Below are 22,915 nucleotides of genomic sequence, written 5' to 3'. Positions count from 1 at the left end.
CTAGTGGCCAAAAGCCCGTCCGGGGCCTGGCGGGGGAGCGCACTCAGCGGAGCACACTCAGGGGAGCGTGGGCAGGGACGAGTGCACGAGTGCTCAGTCGAAGACGACGAACGCCCGGAGGATCCGGAAGGTCGGCTGCGGGTCGATGATCAGCGGGCCGGTGCCGGGCCACTCCGGGATCGCTTTCACCGAGGCCTCCTTGACGACCACCGCGAGGAGCTCGACGAGAGCGGCCGCCGGGATCGTCGTGCGACCGCCCAGCCGGTCGAGCACTGTATCGATGACCGCGGCGAACTGTTGGAAATAGGCGGCGAGCAGCTCCTCGTACTTGTCGAGCAGCTCGGGGACGCGCAGGGCGTGGAGGTGGATCTCGCGTTCGGCGAGCACCCAGTCGACCGATTCCGGGTATTCGATGAAGAAGCGTTCCAGAGCGAGCTCCATGAGGCGCTGCGGGTCCGCGGTGCCGATCGAATCGGCGACCTCGTCAAGACCGGACTCGGCGGCCTCGTTCACGCGGTCCATGGCACGCTTGATCCCGGAGTCGCACACGGCGAGGACGAGCGCGTCACGGGAGGCGAAATTCGAGTAGAAGGCGCCGCGCGTCATCCCGGCGGCCTCGGCGAACTCCTTGATCGAGGTGCCCGCGACGCCCTTGGCGACGAGCAACGGGATCGCGGCCTCGATGAGCTTGGTCCGCGTGCGCAGCCGACGCGGTGAGATCGACTCGGCGGCGGGTGCCGGGGCAGCTGCCGCCGCAACGACGGACGAGCCGTCGCCGGGGGGCTGCGCGGACTGTGCTGCGGGGGCGGCCTCGCAGCGGTCCACGGTGTTCATCGATTCCTCACGTCCTTGTTGCTCGGTCCATTTGCCATCCGGCCTCCGGCCCAGAATAATACACAACTGTATCCAATACATTTCCGTATCGAGAGTGGTGTCGTGTCCTCTTTTCTCTACGAACTCGGGCTGGCCGCGTTCCGGCGCCGGAAGACCGTCGCCGCGATCTGGGTGGCCCTGCTCGTCGTGCTCGGCGGCCTCGCCGGCCTGCTCGCCGGTGACTTCGACGACGACTTCACCCTGCCCGGCTCAGAGTCGCAGCAGGCACTCGACTCGCTCGCCCTCACCTTCCCCGAGGTCAGCGGCACCGCCGCGCAGGTGGTCGTCGTCGCCGCCGAAGGGGACGACATCACCGCCGAGCCCTACCGCAGCGCCCTCGAGGACTTCGCCGACGACCTCGGCGAACTCGACTCCGTCAACTCAGCGACCTCGCCGTTCATGGACGGACTCGAGGGCGTGATCTCCGACGACGACCGGGCCGCGCTCGTCAACATCCAGTACGACGGCGCGGTCGCCGAGCTCGGCGACCCGGTCAAGGACGCCCTCGCCGAGGCCACCGACGCCCTCGTCGCGGACCTGCCCGAGGGCACCCAGGCCTCCCCGGGCGGTGAGCTGTTCGGCGTCACCGGGGTGCACCTGTCATGGGTCGAGGCCATCGGCGTCGTCGTCGCCTTCGTCGTCCTCCTCTTCACCCTCGGCTCGCTGCGGGCCGCCGGCATGCCTCTCGTCACCGCGATCCTCGGCGTCGCGATCGGCATGGTCCTCATCGTGCTCGCCACCGGCTTCTTCGTGGTGAACTCGACGACCCCGATGCTCGCCCTCATGCTCGGCCTCGCCGTCGGCATCGACTACGCGCTCTTCATCATCTACCGGGCCCGCGACCTCATGGCAGACGGGCACTCCGCGGAGGAGGCCGCCGCCCGGGCGACGGCCACCTCGGGCTCGGCCGTCGTGTTCGCCGGCACCACGGTGATCATCGCGCTCGTCGGCCTCAGCGTCGCCGGCATCCCCTTCCTCACCGTGCTGGGCGTGGCCGCAGCGATCACCGTCGCGATCGCCGTCTTCATCGCCGTCACCCTGGTCCCGGCCCTGCTCGGCTTCGGCGGGGAGAAGCTGCGGCCCAAGCCCGGGAAGGCGCGCCGCGACGGCACCGAGAAGCCGCGCCTCGACCGGCGGCTGTTCGGCGCCTGGGAGACCGTCGCGACGAAGGTCCCGGCGCTCACCGTCGTCATCATCATCGTCGGCCTGGGCCTCTTCGCGATTCCCGCCCAGCGCCTCGAGCTCGCCCTGCCGAACAACGGCGGGGCGGAGGCCGGGACGCCCGCGAAGGAGAGCTACGACCTCATCGAGGAGAACTTCGGGCCCGGCTTCAACGGCCCGCTCGTCATGACGGCCGGCATCATCTCCTCCACCGACCCGCTCGGCGACATGGAGTCCCTGGCCGAGGACATCGAGGCCGTCGACGGCGTCCACTCCGTCGTCATGGCCACCCCCAACCGGACCGCCGACACCGGGATCGTGCAGATCATCCCCGAGTTCGCGCCCGACGACCACCGCACCAACCAGGTCGTCGAGGACCTTCGGGGTCTCGCCCCGCAGATCGAGGACGACTACGGCTTCGACACCGCGGTCACCGGCTACACCGCCGTCGCGATCGACGTGTCCGACCAGCTCGGCAAGGCTCTGCTGCCCTTCGGCATCTTCGTCGTCGGCCTCTCCGTCATCCTGCTGACCATGGTGTTCCGCTCGATCTGGGTGCCGATCAAGGCGACCGTGGGCTACCTGCTCAGCGTCGTCACCGCGTTCGGCGCCGTCGTCCTCGTGTTCCACGACGGGTGGCTGTCGTCGGCCATGGGCATCGCGCAGACCGGACCGGTCATCAGCTTCCTTCCGATCATCCTCATGGGCATCCTGTTCGGCCTCGCGATGGACTACGAGCTGTTCCTCGTCTCCGGCATGCGCGAGGCCTACGTCCACGGCGCGGGCGCACGTGAGGCAGTCCGCAAGGGCTTCCTCGGCTCGGCGAGCGTCGTCACCGCGGCCGCGGTCATCATGATCTCGGTGTTCGGCGCCTTCGTGCCCGTGGGCGAGGCGGGCATCAAGTCGATCGCGCTCGCGCTCGCCGTGGGCGTGTTCGTCGACGCGTTCATCGTCCGCATGACCCTCGTCCCTGCCGTCATGGCGCTCCTCGGAAAGCATGCGTGGTGGCTGCCGAAGTGGCTCGAGCGGATCATGCCCCACTTCGACGTCGAGGGCGAAGGGCTCTTCCACCAGGTGGCGCTGCGCGACTGGCCGCAGCCGGACTCCCCGTACCGGGTGTACGGCGAAGGGCTGGGACTCGACGCCGCCGGGGCCGGTTCCGGCCCGCTGTTCGACGGCATCGACGTCGCGCTCCTACCCGGCGAGGTGCTCGTCGCCACCGGCCGCGGGTCCGGCCACCTGCTCCTCGCACTGTCCGGCCGGCTGCCGCTCGACCGCGGCGAGCTCAAGATCGGCCGCGAGGTCATGCCCGAGCAGGCCGGCCGAGTCCGCTCCCGCACCCCGCTCATCGTCGTGAGCGCCGCCGACCCCGCACTCACCGCCGGCCCGGCCCGCCTGCGCGCACTCGCCCAGGACCCGCCCGCGCTGCTCGTCGTCGATCGCGCCGACCAGCCCGCGGATCCGGAGTCCGCGAGCCTCGTCACCGCGCTCGTCGCCGCAGCAGTGGACGCCGGTTCCGCCGTCGTGCTCGCGGTCAGCCACCCACAGGCGGACTGGATGGTCCCGGCACGCACCTCGTACACCTTCCTCGACCTCGACGACCACCGCCGCGCTCCGGTCTCCGCTCCCAGTGCGTCCCCCGGCCGCGGAGGATCCGGACCGGCCGGCGGCCGTCCCGCCGACCCCGGGGACGCGGGACCGGCAGACGGCCCCCGGGGCGACACCGACCACACGCAACTCATCGGAGGAACCCGCTGATGGCACTGTTCGAACGCGCCGACACCGGCCGTCCCGTCACCTGGATCTCGATCCTGGGACTCATCCTCGTCCCGGTGATCATCGCCGCCGGGTTCGTGTTCGCCGCCTGGCAGGCGAACGACCGGCTCGACTCCGTGCGCGCCGCGGTCGTCAACAACGACGAGGGCGCCGAGGTCGACGGTAAGACCGTGCCGCTCGGCCGGCAGCTGTCCGCCGGGCTCGTCGACTCCGAGGAGGACAACCTCGAATGGGTGCTGTCCGACGACGCGGATGCCGCCGACGGCCTGGCCAGCGGCGAGTACGCCGCCGTCATCACGATCCCCGAGGGGTTCTCCCGCGCCGTGATGTCGAGCGGCGAGGACGACCCGCTGCTCGCCCGCCAGGCGACCATCGACGTCACCTCCTCCCAGGTGTCCCCGCTCGCCGACGCGACGATCGGGCAGGCGATCGCCGAGGTCGCCCGGACCCAGTTCAACACCGGCTTCACCTCCCAGTACCTCGACAAGATCTACCTGGGCTTCAACGACATAGGCGAGCAGTTCCGCGAGGTCGCCGACGCCGCCGGCGAGATCGCCGACGGCACCGAGCAGCTCTCCGAGGGCACCGGGGACGCCGCCGAGGGCGCGACCGCGTTCGCCGACGGCGCCGAGCAGCTCGACGCCGGCTCTGGCCCGCTGGTCGAAGGGGCGAACGGGATCGCCGACGGCGCGGGCGGCCTCGCCACCGGAGCACGTGAGCTGTCCGGCGGTGCGAACGAGCTCGCCGACGGCACCGAAGAGCTCGCCGGGGGCGCCGGTGAGCTCGCCGATGGCGCTGATGAGCTGTCCGACGGGCTCGGCCAGATGCGGGATCAGACCGCGGACCTGCCGGATCAGACCCGGCAGCTCGCCGACGGCGCCTCCCAGCTGTCCGAGGGCGTCGACGAGTACACCGGCGGCATCGATGAGCTCGTCCGCCAGCTCGGCGAGTTCGACACCGGTGGTGAGGACGGGTCGATCGAGGACCTCACGGACGGCCTCGACGAGCTCTCCGACGGCTCCTCGCAGCTCGCCGACGGAATCGCCGGGATCAACGACGGGCTCGGGGAGTACCAGCAGGGCCTCGACGACCAGGCGGCGGCCGCCGGGAACCTCGCCGGCTCCGCGGAGAAGCTCGACGACCTCGTCGCCGCCGGTCTCATGACCAAGTCCGAGGCGCAGGCCACCCGCGCCCAGCTGTGCCCCAAGGGCACACCGGCCGAGGTGTGCGCCGGGACGGAGCGCGCCTTCGTCACCGGTCTGCTCTCCGGCACCGCCGGCGCGCTCGAGGGCGCTTCGGCGGGACTCGATCAGCAGGACCCGCGGACCGGGCAGTCGATCAACTCCGGGCTCGACGAGCTCGAGGACGGGGCCTCCCAGCTCGACGACGGGGTGCAGGAGCTCGCCTCCGGACTCGGCACCGCGCTCACCGGGCTCGTCGAGGGCCTCGCCGAGTTCACCGACCGCTCCGATGAGCTCCTCGACGGCTCCCGGCAGCTCCGCGAGGGCGCCTCGGGCCTGGCCGACGGCACCGACCAGCTCGCCGACGGCATGGGGGACCTGAGCGACGGGATCGGCGCCTCGGCCGACGGCGCCTCTCGGCTCGCCGACGGCACCGACCAGCTGGCCGACGGCACGGGTGAGCTCGCCTCGGGCGCCCGGCAGCTGGCCGACGGCACCGGTCAGCTCGCCGACGGCGCCGACGAGCTGTCCGCCGGGGCCGGGGAGTTCACCACCGGGCTCAGCGCCTACACCGACGGGGTGGGCCAGCTGTCCACCGGAGCCGGCGACCTGGCGACCGGTCTGACGGAGCTCGACGAGGGCACCGGCGAGCTCGCCGAGGGCACCCGCCAGCTCGCCGACGGCCTCGACGAGGGCAAGGACCAGATCCCGTCCTACACCGCGCCCGAGCGCGATGCGCTCGCCGAAGCGGTGTCCGAGCCGGTCGCCGCCGACGACGGGCTGCTGGGCTCGATCTCGCCGGCCTCGACGATCGCGCTGCTGCTCGTCATGGCGCTGTGGCTGGGTGCGCTCATCACCTACACCGTCGTGCGCGCCGTGTCGGCGACCGCCGTGACCTCCCCGAAGCCGTCGTGGGCGATCATGGCCCGGGGCCTGCTGCCGGGGCTGCTCGTGGCGGTCATCCAGGCGGTGATCCTCACGTTCGTCGGGCAGATCGTGCTCGAGCTCCACTTCTTCGATCTCACCGCGCTGCTCGTGCTCGCGATGTTCGCCGGGATCGTATTCATGGTGGTGAACTACGCGCTCGTCGCCTGGTTCGGCGGGGTCGGTCGCTTCGTGTCGGTGGCGCTCGTCGTGCTCGCCGTCGCCGGCCGGGCGCTCGGTGCGACGCCGGACTTCTTCCAGGCCGTGGCACCGTTCCTGCCGCTCACCCCGGCCTTCGACGGGGTCACCGCGATCGCCACCGGAGCGCCGGGCCTGGGGGCGGCGTGGGCCGGACTGTTCGGCTGGTTCGTCATCGGCACCGGCGCGGCGATCATCGCGGTGGCCCGGAAGCGGACGCTCACGGCCGGCCAGGCCTCCCGCCTCGTCCCCGCCTGACACCTCGATATCCGAAGGTTCCTGAGAGCGGAACCTTCGGATATCGAGGTCTCACGCGGTCGTGACCGGGAGTGACAGTGCTCAGAGCGATCGTCTCCGGGACATCAGTGCTCGGGGCGGCAGTGCCCGCGTCATCGACCTGCCATCTGTGCTCGACGCGTTCGTCGACCTACCATCTGTGCTCCGATACGACCCGGATTATCGAGCACAAGTGGCAGGTCGATGGTCAGACCGAGCAGAAGTGGCAGTTCGAGCGGTAACGGCAGGTCGACGACTGCGAAGAGCCTCAGATGCTGCAGTTCTGCAGTTCTGCAGTTCTGCAATGATGCTCAGATGCGGCCGGGCTGCTCAGGCGCAGCCCCGCTCCCGCAGGCCCCCGACCGGTCTGGCGCCGTGCGCCTCAGCTGCGGGCGGACGCGAGGACATCCTCGGCGATCCGGTGGGCGTCGACGAGCGACTGCGCCCGCCGTCCCGGGTTCGCCGCGATCGCCAGCCCCAGCTGCACGGCCGAGAGCTGGATCGACAGGCAGTACCGGTGCGGGTGCACCCGACCGTGCTCATCGACGGTGCGGTGGGAGGGCCCTGCGACGGCGATGCCGCTGAGCGGCTGCACCCGTCCGCTGGAATCCTCGTGCGTCGCCACCGCCAGCTGACCGCGCTCGAGCATCCCGGAGATCAGCGGGTCGGCGGCGTAGCGCATCTGGTTGGCCGGCGAGGCGGCATCGACCAGAGCGGAGGCCGTCACCGGGGCGTCGACGGCCGGCGAGACGGCGCGGAAGACCGCCTGCTCGTCCGCGCGCGAGGTGGTGATCCGCACCTCGGGCCCGACGAATTCGACGAGCCCGGCTTCGGTGAGCGCGATGAGCTCCGCGTAGCGCTGCGGCGGCGGACCGTCGCAGATGCCGGACACGAAGTCCTCGAACCAGCCGCGCACCTCCGCGACGAAGCTCTCCCGTGCGATCCGGCCGGCGGCGACGAGCTCCTTGAGATAGGCGCGCGCGGCCCACAGTACGGCGAACAGCGCCTTCTCCGGGGAGCGCTCGGGGCCGAGGTGCGCCGCGGCGAGGTCCGCCCGCAGGAAGTCGAGCATCCACTCGGTGAGGGAGCCGTGCCCGCCCGAGCGGGAGGCGAACCGCGCGCCCTCGAGGGGACGGAGCAGCTCGTGGAGGTCGAGGGCGCGGGACGGATCGGCGAGGACCTCGCGCTCGATCGCCGACCAGGCCGGTGACGCACTCGTCAGGCGGCCGGGGCGGTGATCGGATTCGCGGACCTCGGCGGCGGCGCGGCGGCTCAGATGCCGGTCGACGCCCTCGGCGAGCGCCTCGGTGACGCGGCCGGGGTCGGTGGCGAACGCCTGCGGCTCGGAGCGCGCGAGCGCGGAGTACCAGGCGTGGCGGAGGTCGGCGAGGATGAGCGGCCACAGCTGGTCGTTGAAGAGCAGCGCCTCCTCAGGGCCGGCCAGGCGTGCGACGTTCTCCGGGGTGAAGGCGCGCAGCCGGTGGTCGGCGAGCGGATGGGCCGGGGTGATCGGCTTGCTCCGGTAGGGCACCCCGCGGCGCGAGGACGGGACGAGGATCGGTTCGCGGCCGCTGGGGATGTAGACGAGTGCGCCGGGTGCCGCGCCGGAGCCCGAGGCGTCGTTCCCGTCATTCCCGTTATCCTCGGTATCCCCGGCATCGCCGGCGCCCGTGCTCCCGGCGCGGGCCGGCTCCCGCGGTTCGAACCGGCCGCCGCGGCCGACGGTGAGCATCGTCTGCAGGTCGAAGTAGTTGAGTCCGAAGCCGCGGAAGATCACACGCTCACCGGGAGCCAGGCGGTCGACGGGCGCCTCGGCGGGCAGACCCGGGGGAAGGTAGGTCAGGCGGCCCGAGCGCGCGAACCGGGCGAAGGCGGCACGCTCGTCGGCGAGCTCGGAGGGGATGTGGCCGACGGCCAGGACCACGGCGTCGGCGGCGATCGTGGTGGTGTCGGTCAGGCGCACGAGCTGGGTCCGATCGCGCACCTCGGCGCCGGCCGGATCGATCCCCGCGGGCTCGACGATCGCGGTGGCCCGCTGCGGGTGGTGGATCGTGGTGACATGGGCCGGGGCGGAGGTGCGGATGTGCTCGTAGGACCACTCGAGGTACTCGCCGTAGAGCGCCCGGGAGCCGAAGGTGCTCGCCGGGTCGGCCGTCCCGCCGCGCTCGCGGTACCACGTGCCCATGTCCGGACCGGTGGAGTCCGGCGACACCCGGCAGCTCGGGTCGGGGAACACGGTCTGCTCGCCGATCGTCGTGTTCATCAGCAGGTTCGGTTCCTGGTCGGTGCGCCACACGATGCCGGGTCCCGGAGGGAACGGGTCGACGAGGTGGATCTCGAGGGGGCGCTGCGCGAGCGCCTCGGGGCCCTTCGCCGAGGCGAGAGCGACGAGCCGCTCGTACACGCTCAGGCCGCGCGGCCCGGCGCCGATGATCGCGATCCGGTAGGGCGCCTCGTCCGTCACTGACCGGCTCCGGTGCCGGCGCCCGCACCCGTTCCCTGCTCGGTGCCCGCGGGGGCGTCGGGGTTCCCCGGATACCCCGGCCACGGGTCGCCGGGCTCGTAACCCTTCGGGAAGCACTTGCCGGCGGAGTCCTCGACACCGGGGGGCGGCTCCTCGGTGGGTTCAGGGGTCTCCTCCGGCGTCTCCGTCTCCTTCGGCGTCTCCGTCTCCTCCGGAGCCGGTTCAGCGGCGTCCTCCTCGGCCTGGCTCGGCTCCTGAGGATCGACCTGATCCTGCACCCATTGGTGGAGGGTGTCGAAATCCGGCTGTGTGGTGTTGACGACGTCGTTGTTGATCTGGGCGGACTTGATCTCCGACTGCTGCATCGCGACCGCCAGCTCGATGAAGGCGTTGACCTGCTCCTGCGGGATGCTCGTGGCGATGTTCTTTCCCGCGCTGCCGGCGAGCCGCGGGTAGGCGACGGCGATCTCCTGCGGGTCGATCTGGGCGATCGTCGTCTTGAGCATGCGCTGCTGGCGGCACATCCGGTCGTAGTTGTCGCTGCCCTCGCGCGAGCGGACGTACCAGAGCGCCCGGAACCCGTCGAGCGTCTGCGGGCCGGGAGCGATCCAGTCGAAGACCTCGTTCTTCACACCTGTAGCGAGGCTGGTGCCGCCGCCCATCGGGATCGGGCGTTCGACATCGATCTCGACCCCGCCGATGGCATCGATGACGTCCTCGAATCCCTTCATGTCCACCGAGGCCCAGTAGTCGAGCTCGAGCCCGAGCGATCCCTCGACCGCCTGCATGGTCGCGTACATCCCGGGTTCGAGACCTCCGGTGTCGCCCACCTGCTCGGGGTACTCCTCGGCCCAGGTCCACACGGCGTTGATCATGCTCTCCGAGTACCCGAAGGCGTTGAATCCGTCGGGGAACACCGAGGCGAGCTGCGAGCCCTCGGGGAAGATCGGCAGGCCGAGGTTGCGGGGCACGGAGATGAGCGTGGTGGCCCCGGAGTGCGTATCGATGGAGGCGATGAGCATGGTGTCGGGGCGGGTGCCCTCGCGGCCTTCACCGGTGTCCCTGCCGATGAGGAAGACATTGATGCGAGGCGTGTCCGCCCACAGCTCGTCCTTGTCGACGACGGCCGCGCCGGTGTTGCCGAACACCTTCGCCACGGTGTCGCTCTGTACGCGGGCGTAGCTCGCTCCGACCACAAGGGGGATCCCCACGCAGAGGACGAGGGAGGTGACGAGGATCGCGCCGAGCGTCTTCTGGCCGGCGCGCAGGGCTCTGCCGCGGCGCTGCTCCCGGTAGGTGCGGAGGATGACGACAAGCCACACGACTGCGGCGACGGCGAGCAGCACCGCGGTGATGTTGAGGAGGTTGGGGCTCGACACGATCCGGCTCGCCGCCCGCAGCGGGCCGCGGTAGATGACGTAGGCGATGAGGGCGAGGATGACGCCGAAGAAGCCGATGAAGAGCCCCCAGCCGAGACGCGAGCTGCGGGCCTGCACGATGCCGAGGCCGGGGATCAGAGTGCCGAGCGCGGTCCAGCCGACGATGTGGGGGAAGCCGTCGCCTCGCCGGTTCGAGCGCCGCGGGCTCGGATTCTCCTCGCGGGCGGCCGCGGCGAGGGACGCGGACAGCGGAGCCGTGCGCGAGGTGCCGCGGGCTCGGGCGGACGCGTCGCCGCGATCCGGTGCTGACCGCGAGGTGTCGCGTGAGTGGGGGGCTGGGGTGCCGGCTGCTCTCGAGGTGCCGGCCGCTCGCGAGGTACCGGCTGCGTCCGCCGCCCGGGCAGCGCGGCGGGGGGAGGCCGCAGCAGCGCCTGCGGCTGCTGCCGCAGGACCTGCCGCACTGCCGGCAACGGCAGCGCCGGAGGCCTGCGCAGTGGCACCTGCAGCGGTTCCAGCGGCAGCTCCGGCGCCGGCTGCAGTGCCGGCAGCTGCGGCCGCGCCGGGACCGGCGGCTCGCTTCGCCTCCGGGCTGCGGGGCCACCTCTTCTTCACCTGGGTAGAGTGGCGCGGGGAGTCGGAACGCCGCTGGGCGTTGGCATGCCGGGTTGCCGGCAGGGGCGGCGGAGTGCTCGGTGCGGTGTCCCGTGACGCCGCAGACGGAGCATCGGACCCGCCGGCAGGGGCGGGGGAGCCCTGCGTCGAGCGGCGGCGCGCCTCGGGCGTGGACGAGCCGGAGAGGGTCGGGCGCCCGGAGGCCTGGGAGTCGCCGCGCAGGCGGGGGCGCTTGGATGCGCGGAACGAGGCGGGAGTCGACGGGTCGCCGTCGGGGCGCTGGTCGGGGCTCCCGGTGTCGTTCTGCGCCAAGTGCGGACTCCTCGTGGGGCTGGATCGCCGCCGGAGAGGCACCCGCGGCGGGCGGGGCTCAGCGGAGCCCGACCCGGCTGGGAACGTGCGACGGTCGACAACAGTGCAATGGTCGAAGCCCGAGTGTACGGCCCGACTCTGTGGGAACAGTGTAATCCCGGTGGGTGCGGGGTGGACGTGCGGGCGCGGTAAGGCGCGGCACCGTCGTGCCCTGCCGCGGTGCGGGAGGTGCGGTCCTGCGTGAGGCAGTGGCTGAGGTGCGGATCGAGGAGCGGTCGGAGCCCGGGAGAAGGCGGGCCGTACCGCGATCGCTTTGGCGCCTCGGGACCGGGTCGAGTAGTCTTGTGTCGGTCGCGCGCGTCGCGGCGGATGGAGTCGTGGCTGAGCGGCCGAAAGCACCACCCTGCTAAGGTGGAGTCCCTTGAATTGGGGACCGTGGGTTCAAATCCCACCGGCTCCGCGTTTTTCGCAAGACCCCCGAGACTCTCTGGAATCAGAGGATCGCCGGGGGTTTTGAGTATTCATGAGGTGCAACGGCCGCACGGTCTGAGCTCCCCGGCCTCGGCCCAGCGGCTGCGGGGGATGAGCAGCGCGACGACCACGCTGACGATGACGTGCAGGGCCGGCGGTGAGCCACATGCCGGGCCCGTCGGCGGTGGGGCCGAGCGCGAGGTTGATGGCCGAGGCCACATGGAAGCCGCTGTGGATGCCGACCGCGGCCCACGCCGAGCGGCAGGCGATCGCGAGGAGCCCGGCGCTGATCAAGAACCCGAACGGGACCGCGAGGTAGAGCATGCGCTCGAGGACTGTCCGGGTATTCATGTGGGGATGCGGTCAAGCTTCCAGGCTATGGAGCACCTCGGCACCTCGGCGCCGGTGACCCGATCCCGTGACGCACGCCTCATTCCGCGCTAGGATTGTTCAACAATCGCGGGCAGCCTTCACCGCCCGACGAGAGGGATGATGATCATGACCGCCATCGATGTGAACTCCGACCTGGGCGAATCCGTCGGCGGCAATCCCGTGAGCGACGACGCCGCGATCATCGAGGTGGTGTCGAGCGCCAACGTCGCCTGCGGCTTCCACTCCGGCGATCCGCACGACATCGCCCGCACCGTCGAGGCGGCCGCCGCACGCGGGGTCGCCGTGGGCGCGCACGTGGGCTACCGCGACATCCCGGGCTTCGGCCGCCGCTTCATCGACATGGATCCCGCCGAGCTCGCCGACGAGGTGCTCTACCAGATCGGCGCCCTCGACGCGCTGGCCCGCTCCAAGGGCACCGCGGTCACCTACGTCAAGCCCCACGGCGCGCTCTACAACACGATCGTCCACCACGAGGAGCAGGCGCAGGCTGTCATCGACGGGATCAGGGCCTTCAGCCAGGAGCTCCCCGTGCTGCTGCTGCCCGGTGCCGTCGCGATCGAGAAGGCGGAGCAGGCCGGGCTGCGCGCCGTGCGCGAGGCGTTCGCGGACAGGAACTACAACCCCGACGGCACGCTCGTCTCCCGCCGCGAATCCGACGCCGTGGTCAGCGACCCGGACGCGGTGGCCGCCCGCGTCGTGCAGCTCGCCCGGGAGCGCACGCTCCTCGCCCGCGACGGCAGCACGATCGACATCGACGCGGAGTCCCTATGCGTGCACGGCGACTCCCCGGGCTCCGTCGAGCTCGCCCGCCGCATCGTCGGCGCCCTGCAGGACGCCGGCATCGAAATCCGCAGCTTCCTATGAGCCCCGCCGGACCGACCCCGCCAGGAGACTCCGACCCGGGCCTGAGCCCCTCCGACCGGGGCCTGAGCCCCTCCGACCGGGGCCTGAGCCCCTCCGACCGGGGCCTGAGCCCCTCCGGTCCGGGGCCGAGTCCCGGCACCCACCCGAGCTCGACCGGACCCGGTGGCGCGCTGGCCCTCCACCGGGTCGGAACCCGTGCGGTGCTCGTCGACCTCCCGGACCTCGACACGGTCATGGCCTGGCACGCCGCCCTCACCGCAGACCCGCTGCTCGCACAGCGCGGCATCGTCGCCGCCGCCGCCACTCTGCTCTTCACCGCGCACACCCCGGACGCCGCCACCCGGGCCTTCGAGCTCCTGCGCGACTTCGCGCCGGAGACCTCCGCGCAGACAGGCGGCCGGGAGATCACCCTCGACGTCGTCTACGACGGCGAGGACCTCGCCCCGCTCGCCGAGCACCTCGGTCTCAGCCCGGAGGCGCTCGTCGAGAAGCACACCGCGGAGACCTGGACGGGTGCCTTCGGCGGCTTCGCGCCGGGCTTCACCTACTGCGTCCCTGCCGCGGGCGGCTGGGACGTGCCCCGCCGAGAGTCCCCGCGCACCGCCGTCCCGCCCGGCTCCGTGGCGCTCGCCGGGGAGTTCTCCGCCGTGTACCCGCGGCGCACCCCGGGCGGTTGGCAGCTCATCGGCCGCACCGACACCCCGATGTGGGACGAGTCCGCCGACCCTCCCGCTCTCATCGCCCCCGGCGACACCGTGCGCTACCGGGCCGTGCGCCCCACCGCCGAGGCGGGGGTCGGGGCACCGGGCGGCACGGAGCCCGCATCATCCGACAACGGCGGGCCCCCCGCCGAGGCGCGTCCCGGCGGGGACGCCTCCGCGACGCCCCCGCAGCCCGTCGCCCCGTCCGCGCCCGCGGCACCCGGCCGACCCGTGCTCCGGGTCGAGGACGCCGGACTGCTCACCCTCATCGAGGACCTCGGGCGGGCCGGTTACGGTGACCTCGGTGTGGCCTCCTCCGGTGTGCTCGACCGCGCCTCGGCGTGGACGGCGAACCGGCTCGTCGGCAACGGCGGAGCCTCCGCCGTCCTCGAATCGATCGGCGGGCTGCGGGTCACCGCACTCGTCGACACCGTCGTCGCCGTCACCGGGGCCGAGGCGCCGCTGACCGTCGCGCCCGGCCGCGCCTCGGGAGCCGGGGACCCGCGCCGGCACCCGCTCGCCCACCCGCTCCTGCTGCGGGCCGGCGACGAGCTCACGGTCGGCGGCCCGCGCCTCGGCATGCGGTCCTATCTCGCGGTGCGCGGCGGATTCGCCGCCCACCGCGTACTCGGCTCGGCCGCCACCGACCTGCTCTCCGGCCTCGGCCCCGAGCCGGTCCGGACCGGCGACACCCTGCGCGTGCGCAACCGGCCACGACCGGCCGGCGCCGGAAATGGCGGCGAGCCCGCACCGACGACCGGCTCGGCGCCCGGTGCCCCGGTGAACGCCACCCCGCTGGGCACCTCGCCTGCGGACGCACCCGAACCGGAGACCGGAGCGATCGCCGCGGTCGCCGCACCCGCACCCAACCCGCTGCGCGTCACCGGTGAGCGGGCAGTGCTGCGCTGCATCATGGGACCGCGCGCCGACTGGTTCGACGCCGCCGAGCAGGCCCGCTTCACGCAGGTCCCGTGGCAGGTCAGCGGCCGGTCCAACCGGATCGGCCTGCGCCTCGAGCCGGGGGACGGCGCCGCGCCGCTCACCCGCTCCCGCGACGGTGAGCTCGCGAGCGAGGGGATGATCACCGGTGCGGTGCAGGTGCCGCCCGACGGGAACCCCGTGCTGTTCCTCGCCGACCACCCGGTGACCGGCGGCTACCCCGTCATCGCCACCGTCGTCGCCGAGGACCTCGACATCGCCGGCCAGCTCCCGCCCGGCAGCGCCGTGACGTTCACCCCCGTGGACCCCGTCACGCTCACCCCGCTCGCCGCCGCCGGGCCAGAGGCCGCCACCGGTTCCGAAGGCACTGCCGGTTCCGAAGACCCTGCCGGTGCCGAGGCCGCGACCGGTTCCGCTGCGGCCGCCGGGCTGGCAGCCGCTGACCCGGTCCGACCCGACACCGCCACCCCGAACGACGACCCCGAGGGACCCCTCATGACCCGCGCCCCCGCCCCGCTGACCGCCGTGCTCATCGCCAACCGCGGTGAGATCGCCGTGCGGATCGCTCGCGCCGCCCGCGACCTCGGCATCCGCTCGATCGCCGTCTACAGCGAGCTCGACGCGGATGCCCTCCACGCGGAGATCGCCGACGAGGCCTACGCGCTGCCGGGCACGAGCGCGGCCGACACCTACATGAACGTCCCCGCCCTCCTCGACATCGCCGCCCGCGCCGGGGCCGACTGCATCCACCCCGGCTACGGCTTCCTGTCCGAGAACGCCGACTTCGCCCGCGCCGTCATCGACGCCGGGCTGACCTGGGTGGGCCCGTCCCCGGACACCATCGACCTGCTCGGCAACAAGGTCACCGCGCGTCGGCTCGCCGCCGAGGCGGGCGCACCCCTGGCGCCGGGCACCGACGACCCGATCGAGGACTGGCAGACCGCCCGCGACTTCGCCGCCGAGCACGGCCTGCCGATCGCCATCAAGGCCGCTTTCGGCGGCGGCGGACGCGGCCTCAAGGTCGTGAACGAGGTCGAGGACATCGAGGAGGCGTTCGCCTCGGCCGGGCGCGAGGCACAGGCGGCGTTCGGCCGCGCGGAGTGCTTCGTCGAGAAGTTCCTCGAGCGCCCCCGTCACGTCGAGGCGCAGGTCCTCGCCGACACCCACGGCACCACGGTGGTGCTCGGCACCCGCGACTGCTCCCTGCAGCGACGCAACCAGAAGCTCGTCGAGGAGGCGCCCGCCCCGTTCCTCACCGCCGAGCAGCACTCCCGGATCGTCGACGGCGCCCGTGACGTGTGTGCGCGCGCCGGGTACGTCGGCGCCGGCACCGTCGAGTTCCTCCTCGCCGAGGACGGCACGATCGCATTCCTCGAGGTCAACACCCGCGTCCAGGTCGAGCATCCCGTGACCGAGGCGGTGACCGGGGTCGACATCGTCGCCGAGCAGTTCCGGATCGCCGCCGGCAAGCCGCTGTCGCTGAGCGCGGACCCCGAACCGTCCGGCCACGCCCTCGAGTTCCGCATCAACGCCGAGGACGTCGCGCACGGCTTCGTCCCCGCGCCCGGCACCGTCATCGCCTTCGCCGCACCCACCGGTCCCGGCATCCGCGTGGACTCCGGCGTGCGCTCGGGCTCCGCGGTGCCCGGCTCCTACGACTCGCTCATCGCCAAGCTCGTGGTCCACGGCCCCACCCGCGACATCGCGCTCGCCCGCGCCCGCGATGCGCTCGCCGAGCTCGAGATCACCGGGGTGCGCACCGTCGTCCCGTTCCACCGCGACGTCGTCGACCACCCCGACTTCACCGGCGACTCCCTCGACGTCCACACCGGCTGGATCGAGACGGTGTACCAGCCGGGACTCGCGGCAGTCGGCGACGACGTCGCGGAATCCTACGCCGAGCGCACCCGCCTCACCATCGAGCTCGACGGGAAGCGCCACGAACTCGTCCTCCCCGCCGAGGTGCTCCGCGCCGCCGCGGGAGCCGGCGGGCCGGGGGACGGAACGGGCGGTGCCGGGCAGGCGGGCGCCTCGGGCACGGGATCCGATACGGACGGCTTCGCGGGAGCGGACGCTTCAGGGGCGGGATCCGGGGGTGCCGAGGTGACGTGCGGGTACACCGGGTCGCTCGTGCGGTTCAGCGTCGAGGACGGCGCCGAGGTGGCCGCCGGCGACGAGATCGCCGTCATCGAGGCGATGAAGATGGAATCCCCGGTCGTCGCCCCGGCCGCCGGCACCGTGGCGCTCGCCGAGCTCTCCGCCGGCGACGAGGTGAGCGAGGGCCAGGTCCTCGCCACGATCAGCAGCTAAATGATGCGCCCGGACGGGCCCGCGCTGCGGGTCGTACACTGAGCGGCATGTCCGCACAGCCGGGGCCCTCCCCGAACGCCCGCCAGTACGCGCTCACCGCGCTGCGTGAGCGGATCTCCGCCGGGTTGTGGGAGCCGGGGGAGAAGGTCAACGAGCAGGAGCTCGCCGCGACCCTCGGGGTGTCCCGCAACACCCTCCGCGAGGCCTTCGCCGCGCTGTCCGGCGACGGGATCATCACCCGGGTTCCGAACCGCGGAGTGTTCATCAGCAGCCCCGGGATCGCGGACGTGCGCGACATCTACGGCGCCCGCGCCGCGCTCGAACCGGCGGCGCTCCAGTGGGGCCGCGACCTCGACGTGGGGCTGCTCTCCCAGATCGTCACCGCGACCGAGGAGGCGCGCGGCCGGGGCGATCGGCATGCGGTGGCGGACGCGAACCAGCGGTTCCACCGCGAGATCGTCGCCGGGCTCGGCTCGCCGGCGCTCGATGAGACCATGGCCCGGCTGCTCGCCCGGATGCGGCTCGTGTTCGTCCGGGTGCTCGCCGCGGAACCGGACTTCCACGCGCCCTACGTCGACGAGAACCGGCAGGTCGTCGGACTGCTGCAGGCGCGCGAGCGGGCCGAGGCCGCCGGGCTGCTGCGGGTGATGATCATGCGCACCGGCGACCGCCTCGCCGACCTGCTGCGGTGAGCGGGTCCGCCGCGGGAGCTGGTGCTGCTCGCGGGGAACGGACGGGGCGCCGGTCCTGATGATGGGGAATGCGGCGGCTGAGGGCCGTGCGGTCGGTGAGCCGAGCCGACGGTGATGCTGGGCCGACGGTGATGCTGGGCCGACGGTGGTGCTGGGGCGACGGTGATGGTGGGGCCGAGCGGGCGCCTCGGCGGGTGGTGACATTGCGAAGAATCGCGGAAACGCTCTCAGGAACCTTCTCAAATTGAGTGGTCAGGGGACCTGGTAGGCGATGTCGCGGGCATCGGCGACGAGCATGTGACCTGGCGCGTGGGCGATCGCCAGGGGCGGCCGCGACTCCATGACCGCGGCCTGCGGAGTCACCCCGCACGCCCAGAACACCGGCACCGCACCGTCCGCGATCTCCACCGGATCCTCGAAGTCGGGCCGGGCGAGGTCCGTGATCCCCAACTCCGCCGGATCACCCACGTGCACCGGCGCCCCGTGCACCGCCGGATACCGGGAGGTGATCCGCACCGCGTCGGCGACCTGCGCGGCCGGAACCGGGCGCATCGACACGACGAGCGGACCGGAGAACCGGCCCGCCGGTGCCGCCGGCACCCGGGTGCGGTACATCGGCACGTTGACGCCCTGTTCGATGTGCGCCACCGGCACCCCGTTGTCGAGCAGCGCGGACTCGAAGGTGAATGAGCAGCCGATGAGGAACGCGACGAGGTCGTCGCGCCAGTGCTCGCGGATATCCGGGACCTCCGCTGCGAGTTCCCCGTCCCGGTACACCCGGTAGAGCGGCACATCGGTGCGGATGTCGCCCCCGGCGAGCAGCTCCGAGGAGAGCTGACCGGCCTCGAGCACACCGAGCACGGGGCACGGCTTCGGGTTGCGCTGGGCGAACAGGAGGAACACGAAGGCGTATTCCTGCGGCACCGCGAGGAGGTTCGCCTGCGCGAATCCCGCGCTGTACCCCGACGTCGGTGTGACGAGCCCGGCGCGGAACCGGGCGCGCGCCTCGGCCGGGGAGAGGGCGGAGGTGTCCGCGTTCGCCTCGGCGGCAGGGCGGTCGGGGTGCGAGTGCTGGTCCGGCTGCGGCATCGGACTCACGCCCACAGGGCGGCGATGCCCTCGAGCGAGCGCCAGCCCAGGTAGATCGTCAGCAGCCAGGTCAGCGTGCCGATCACCGCGAGCCACACCGGGTACCGGTAGCCCTGCAGCAGGTCGCGGCGGCGCCACGCCACCCACAGTACGAGCGCGAAGCCGATCGGCAGGATGGGGCCGTTGACCGCGCCGGCGAAGATCAGCAGTGTCTGCGGCGTCTGATCGAGCACGAGGTAGGGGATCGCGCAGACGGCGATGAAGGCGACGGTGATCCAGTTGCGGATCCGCGGGCTCACCGTCTGCTCGGTGATGAAGGTGACCGAGGTGTACGAGGCGCCGATCACCGAGGTCAGGCCGGCCGCTCAGAGCACCACGCCGAACACGCGCAGGCCGATCTCGCCGGCCGCGGCCCGGAAGGCGTCGGCGGCGATGTTGTCCCCCGCGAGGGCCGTGCCGCCGGCGACCACGCCGAGGATCGCGAGGAACAGCAGCGTGCGCATGACACCGGTGGTGATGATGCCGAGCACCGAGGCCTGGGTGATGGTGCCGGAGTGCTCGGGGCCCTTGATGCCGGAGTCGATGAGCCGGTGCGCACCGGCGAAGGTGATGTAGCCGTCCACCGTGCCGCCGATGAGGGTGGTGATGACGAGGAAGTCGACCTGCTCGGGCATCACCGTGTTCTTCAGCGCCTCACCCACCGGCGGGGCGGATACGATCGCGACGTAGATCATGAGGAGGATCATGATCGCGCCGAGGAGGACGACGATCCTGTCGAGCGCGAGCCCGGCGCGCTTGGACAGGAAGATGAGGATCGCGAGGACCGCGGAGATCGCCCCGCCGATCTTGGGGTCGAGGCCGAGCATCGCGTTGAGGCCCAGCCCGGTGCCGCCGATGTTGCCGATGTTGAAGATCATCCCACCGATGAAGATGAACGCGGCGAGCACCCAGCCCAGGCCGGCAGCACGGTGTTGCCGAGCTCGTTCGCGCGCAGGCCGGAGATCCCGAGGACGCGCCAGACGTTGAGCTGGATCGCGATGTCGACGAGGATCGAGATGAGGATCGCGAATGCGAACGCGGCTCCGAGCTGGACGGTGAAGACGCTCGTCTGGGTGATGAAGCCGGGGCCGATCGAGCTCGTCGCCATGATGAACATCGCGCCGAGCACCGCCGTGCGCCGGCTGCCGTCGCGCACCCGGGAGGCGGCGCTGCGTGAACCGGAACCGGGTGAACCGGCGTCGCGGGCGCCCTGACCGTGCGTGTCCCGCTCCTCGCCGGTCGGCGTTCCGGCGGCCTGCTGGCCCCGGGGTTCCTCGGACGGGTGGCTGTCGGTCATGGCGCGCTTCCTCGTCCCTGTGCTCGTGTCTCGTGTGTCATGTACGGCCTGCGGATCTGTTCGTAACCGATCTGCGGATCCGGTGATCCGGCACGGAGCGCGGTCATGCCTCGGATGTGATCCACCGCACTGCGTCGCCTGCCACTGTATGGATCGTTGAACAATATGTACAGGGTTGGGTCGAGATGCGGCCGTTTCGTTATCGGCGCAGGGACGCGCGAAAGCAGAGGTGTCCAGGCGTCGCCCGGGGGCGGCGCGGTCACCGGCATGACTGCGGATCCCCGCGCGGGCCGGGGCGGGTCCAGGCGCGGGAGTGCGCGGTGTCGCGCATTGTCACAGGATTGCCGGGTGCAGATCGGGGCGCCTCTGTCATGCTGGAGTCATGGATACGCACAATTCGCAGATCACGCCGGACCAGGCTCGAGCTGCGCGAGCGCTGGTCGAGGTGTCCCTGGAGAACATCGCGCAGACAGCCGGGCTCGAACCGGGGCAGATCCACGGCTTCGAGTACGGTCACCACAGCATCGATGCTGCGTCCACCGAGCGCCTGCAGCGCGCGCTCGAGCACTACGGCGCCGTCTTCATCCCCGAGGACGAGAAGCGAGGAGTGGGCGTGCGCCTCAAGCACAACGCATCGAAGGCCCGGTCGCTCAAGCGCTGGGAGAACGAGGGCGGCCCCGTCGCCGCCGACGACATCTGAATCCTTCGCACTCGCCTCGGCCGTGAGTCAGCGCAGCCGCTCGAGCGCCGCGTGGCTGAGCCACTCGAGCGGCCCGCGCCGGGCCGGACCGGTGACCCACCGCTGCCAGGTGAGGATGAACGTTACGACCACGGCGAGGACGAGCAGGAACCCGCCCACGCTGAGGAGCAGCCGGTGGTCCGGAAAGCGGCCGGCGATGTCGAGCCCCCAGCCGTAGAACAGTGCGCCGGCGACGAGGTTCTGGCCCACATAGCACGTCAGGGACATGCGTCCGACGGCGCCGAACACACGTGCACCGGGGAGTCGGCCCCGCACGGTGTCTGCGTCCGCGGTGCGCGGCGCGGTGAGGTGGCCGATGAGGGCGAGCAGGCCGACGGCGACGAGCGTCGCGGTGAGATAGCGCTGAGTGAGCACCGCTGCCGGGGTGCCCACGATGCCGAGCGCGAGGTCGGCCGGCACCGCGCAGGCGCCGAGGACCATGCACCGGCGGCGCGTGCGGGAGCCGTGCTCGGTGAACACCCCCGCTGCGTGGAGCCGGGCGCCCACGAGGAACAGGCAGATGCCCAGGCTGAAGGTGAAGACCGGCTCGGCGCGGAAGACGAGAGTGTTGTCGAGGCGGAAGAGTGCCAGTTCGAGGAACCCGGCCTCGCGGTAGGGGTTGATGTCGTTCCACAGCGGCCAGTCCGCCGGCGAGGCGTCGGCGTCTGCGCTCCCGGCGGCGTCGGGGAAGAGGAGGAGCGAGGCGCTCATTGCGAGGATGACGCAGGTGTGGACGGCGCCGGTGATCCACGCCCAGAGGCGTGCGGTGCGCGGGCTCGAGGCGATGATCGCGGCGACGACGAACCCGGTGAAGGCGTACCCCATGAGGATGTCGAACTCCGCGATGAGCACGAAGTTCACCAGCCCGTCGACGAAGAGGAGAGCAGCTCGCGGTGCATAGGTGCGCAACCAGCGCGGCTGCTTGCCGGTGTTCTCCGGTGAGCCGTTGTCGCTGTGCGCGGTGCCGCTCGGGTGGCTGCTCGCAGTGGTGTGCCGGGTGCGGCGCTGCCAGGCCGCGTACTGGAGGGAGACGCCGATGCCGAACATCATCATCAGCAGGGCGAGGAACTTGCCGTTGGTGAGTGTGGTGAGCAGCTGGTAGGCCAGCGTCTCGAATCCGGGGCTCAGGCCGACGAAGGGGTCGGTGAGGCTGCCGAGCATCCCTGCCGGGTGGGTGAAGAGCCAGATATTGGTGCCGAGGGTGCCGAGCACCGCGATCCCGCGGGCGATGTCGAGGCCGCCGATCCGTGAGGCGGGAATCGCGCCGATGGGTGCGGCTCCCGTGGTGCCGGCCCGACCGGAGTCGGGAGTCGCGGCGGGAGGGTCGGTCGAGGGGTGTGGTGTGCGAGGGGCAGGCATCCGAGCACTCGGATCGAGCCCGCGGTGCTGGCGAGCTGTACGCTCGGGGGAGGTGTCCATGAGCCGCACAGTACACACGTATTGACGGGCGTGCAATACACATGTATTCATGGAATCTGGGCCGCAGAGCGGAAGGGGGGCGCGATGGTCGAGAGCAGGGAGCGGATCATCGAGGCGATCATCGCCCTCGTCGCCGAATCCGGCATCGAGAAGGCCAGCGTGCGCACGGTGGCGCAGCGGGCAGGGGTTTCCGTCGGTGCCGTCCAGCACCAGTTCCCTGCGAAGACCGAGATGCTGCAGGCGGCACTCGCGGCCATCGCCGCGGCGGTCTCCGACGGCGTGGCCGAGCAGGTGGACGGCGGTGCCTCCGCGGCCGAGGTACTCCGCGCACTCGCGGAGATCCTCGCCGCCGTGCGCGAGGAGGACACCGTGATGGCGGGCGTATGGCTCGATTTCGTCGCACTGTCGCGGGTGACGCCGGCGCTCGCGGAGATCCATCGCAGCACGTGGATCCGCCTGCGGACCTCCCTCGCAGAGCTCATCGAGCAGACGCACCCGGGGCATCCGGACCCCGCCGCGGCGGCTGAGACGGCGCTCGCCGCCTTCGACGGGATCGCCGTCGCGCGGGTCGCCGAACCCGATTTCATGACCGGAGCGCGCGCCTCGGCGATCCTCGACCGGGTGCTGGGAGGGATCGCCGCCGAGGCCGGGTGACCCTCGCCCCGGGGCGGCCGCCGACGGTGGGCGGATCGGTGGGCGGAGACCGCGGAGGAATGCCCGGCCTGCGCCTCGGACGGGGGCGGGCGTCGTGAATGCAGAAGGAGCGGGTGCCGTCCTGGCTCAAGGACGGCACCCGCTCCGGTCTG

General features: G+C 72.0%; 12 protein-coding genes, 1 tRNA gene and 2 pseudogenes. 9 read left to right on the top strand and 6 right to left on the bottom strand.

What is annotated here, in order from left to right; genetic code table 11:
• Nucleotides 1-93: 93 nt before the first annotated feature.
• Nucleotides 94-834: a TetR/AcrR family transcriptional regulator gene (locus FDF13_RS01670; protein WP_175406801.1), complete on the bottom strand. Its 741-nt coding sequence runs from the start codon at nt 832-834 to the stop codon at nt 94-96.
• 102 nt (nt 835-936) lie between these two features.
• Here FDF13_RS01670 and FDF13_RS01665 point away from each other — a divergent pair, with 102 nt between their 5' ends.
• Both FDF13_RS01665 and FDF13_RS01660 read left to right on the top strand, forming a co-directional pair.
• A complete protein-coding gene (locus FDF13_RS01665; protein ID WP_137318171.1) occupies nt 937-3,792 on the top strand; it encodes an MMPL family transporter in 2,856 nt (951 codons plus the stop codon).
• Nucleotides 3,792-6,371 carry a YhgE/Pip domain-containing protein gene (locus FDF13_RS01660; protein WP_137318170.1) on the top strand — a complete coding sequence of 860 codons (2,580 nt, stop codon included), beginning with the start codon at nt 3,792-3,794 and terminating at the stop codon, nt 6,369-6,371. Before FDF13_RS01665 ends, FDF13_RS01660 begins: the two co-directional genes overlap by 1 nt.
• Nucleotides 6,372-6,771: 400 nt before the next feature.
• On the opposite strand, the gene FDF13_RS01655 is transcribed toward FDF13_RS01660, so the two are convergent.
• Both FDF13_RS01655 and FDF13_RS01650 read right to left on the bottom strand, forming a co-directional pair.
• Entirely contained in the window at nt 6,772-8,853 is a 2,082-nt protein-coding gene (locus FDF13_RS01655; RefSeq protein WP_137318169.1) for an FAD/NAD(P)-binding domain-containing protein, read from the bottom strand.
• Complete coding sequence (locus FDF13_RS01650) at nt 8,850-11,156, bottom strand: LCP family protein (RefSeq protein WP_254668859.1); 2,307 nt, start codon at nt 11,154-11,156, stop codon at nt 8,850-8,852. Before FDF13_RS01650 ends, FDF13_RS01655 begins: the two co-directional genes overlap by 4 nt.
• A 371-nt stretch (nt 11,157-11,527) precedes the next feature.
• Between FDF13_RS01650 and FDF13_RS01645 the strand changes: the two genes are divergently transcribed.
• From FDF13_RS01645 to FDF13_RS01630, 5 genes and pseudogenes are all read left to right on the top strand, one after another.
• Nucleotides 11,528-11,616 (top strand) — tRNA-Ser (locus FDF13_RS01645).
• 509 nt (nt 11,617-12,125) lie between these two features.
• On the top strand, nt 12,126-12,884 hold the full coding sequence (locus FDF13_RS01640; protein WP_137318168.1) for a LamB/YcsF family protein: 759 nt from the start codon (nt 12,126-12,128) through the stop codon (nt 12,882-12,884).
• Nucleotides 12,788-14,761: pseudogene (locus FDF13_RS15080) on the top strand (carboxyltransferase domain-containing protein); the annotation flags it as partial. The gene FDF13_RS01640 and the pseudogene FDF13_RS15080, both read left to right, overlap by 97 nt.
• A gap of 258 nt (nt 14,762-15,019) precedes the next feature.
• Nucleotides 15,020-16,834, top strand: coding sequence for a biotin carboxylase N-terminal domain-containing protein (locus FDF13_RS15075; RefSeq protein ID WP_175407010.1), 1,815 nt, complete (start codon nt 15,020-15,022; stop codon nt 16,832-16,834).
• 47 nt (nt 16,835-16,881) lie between these two features.
• Nucleotides 16,882-17,526, top strand: coding sequence for a GntR family transcriptional regulator (locus tag FDF13_RS01630; RefSeq protein WP_137318166.1), 645 nt, complete (start codon nt 16,882-16,884; stop codon nt 17,524-17,526).
• 252 nt (nt 17,527-17,778) lie between these two features.
• On the opposite strand, the gene FDF13_RS01625 is transcribed toward FDF13_RS01630, so the two are convergent.
• Together FDF13_RS01625 and FDF13_RS01620 are read right to left on the bottom strand one after the other, a co-directional pair.
• The gene (locus FDF13_RS01625) at nt 17,779-18,615 is read right to left on the bottom strand and encodes a putative hydro-lyase (protein WP_137318165.1); all 837 of its coding nucleotides are present in this window, start codon (nt 18,613-18,615) and stop codon (nt 17,779-17,781) included.
• A gap of 5 nt (nt 18,616-18,620) precedes the next feature.
• A pseudogene (locus tag FDF13_RS01620) lies at nt 18,621-19,810 on the bottom strand (NRAMP family divalent metal transporter).
• A gap of 523 nt (nt 19,811-20,333) precedes the next feature.
• On the opposite strand from FDF13_RS01620, the gene FDF13_RS01615 reads away from it, so the two are divergent.
• Nucleotides 20,334-20,651, top strand: a complete 318-nt coding sequence (locus FDF13_RS01615) for an XRE family transcriptional regulator (protein WP_137318164.1) — start codon at nt 20,334-20,336, stop codon at nt 20,649-20,651.
• 27 nt (nt 20,652-20,678) lie between these two features.
• On the opposite strand, the gene FDF13_RS01610 is transcribed toward FDF13_RS01615, so the two are convergent.
• Nucleotides 20,679-22,049, bottom strand: a complete 1,371-nt coding sequence (locus FDF13_RS01610; protein WP_175406800.1) for a DUF418 domain-containing protein — start codon at nt 22,047-22,049, stop codon at nt 20,679-20,681.
• Nucleotides 22,050-22,193: 144 nt separating this feature from the next.
• On the opposite strand from FDF13_RS01610, the gene FDF13_RS01605 reads away from it, so the two are divergent.
• Complete coding sequence (locus tag FDF13_RS01605) at nt 22,194-22,763, top strand: TetR/AcrR family transcriptional regulator (protein WP_137318162.1); 570 nt, start codon at nt 22,194-22,196, stop codon at nt 22,761-22,763.
• Nucleotides 22,764-22,915: the final 152 nt, after the last annotated feature.

It is taken from the genome of Brevibacterium sp. CS2, from assembly GCF_005280295.1.
Taxonomy (GTDB): Bacteria; Actinomycetota; Actinomycetes; order Actinomycetales; family Brevibacteriaceae; genus Brevibacterium; species Brevibacterium pityocampae.
This window is presented reverse-complemented; position numbering and strand designations above follow the sequence as displayed.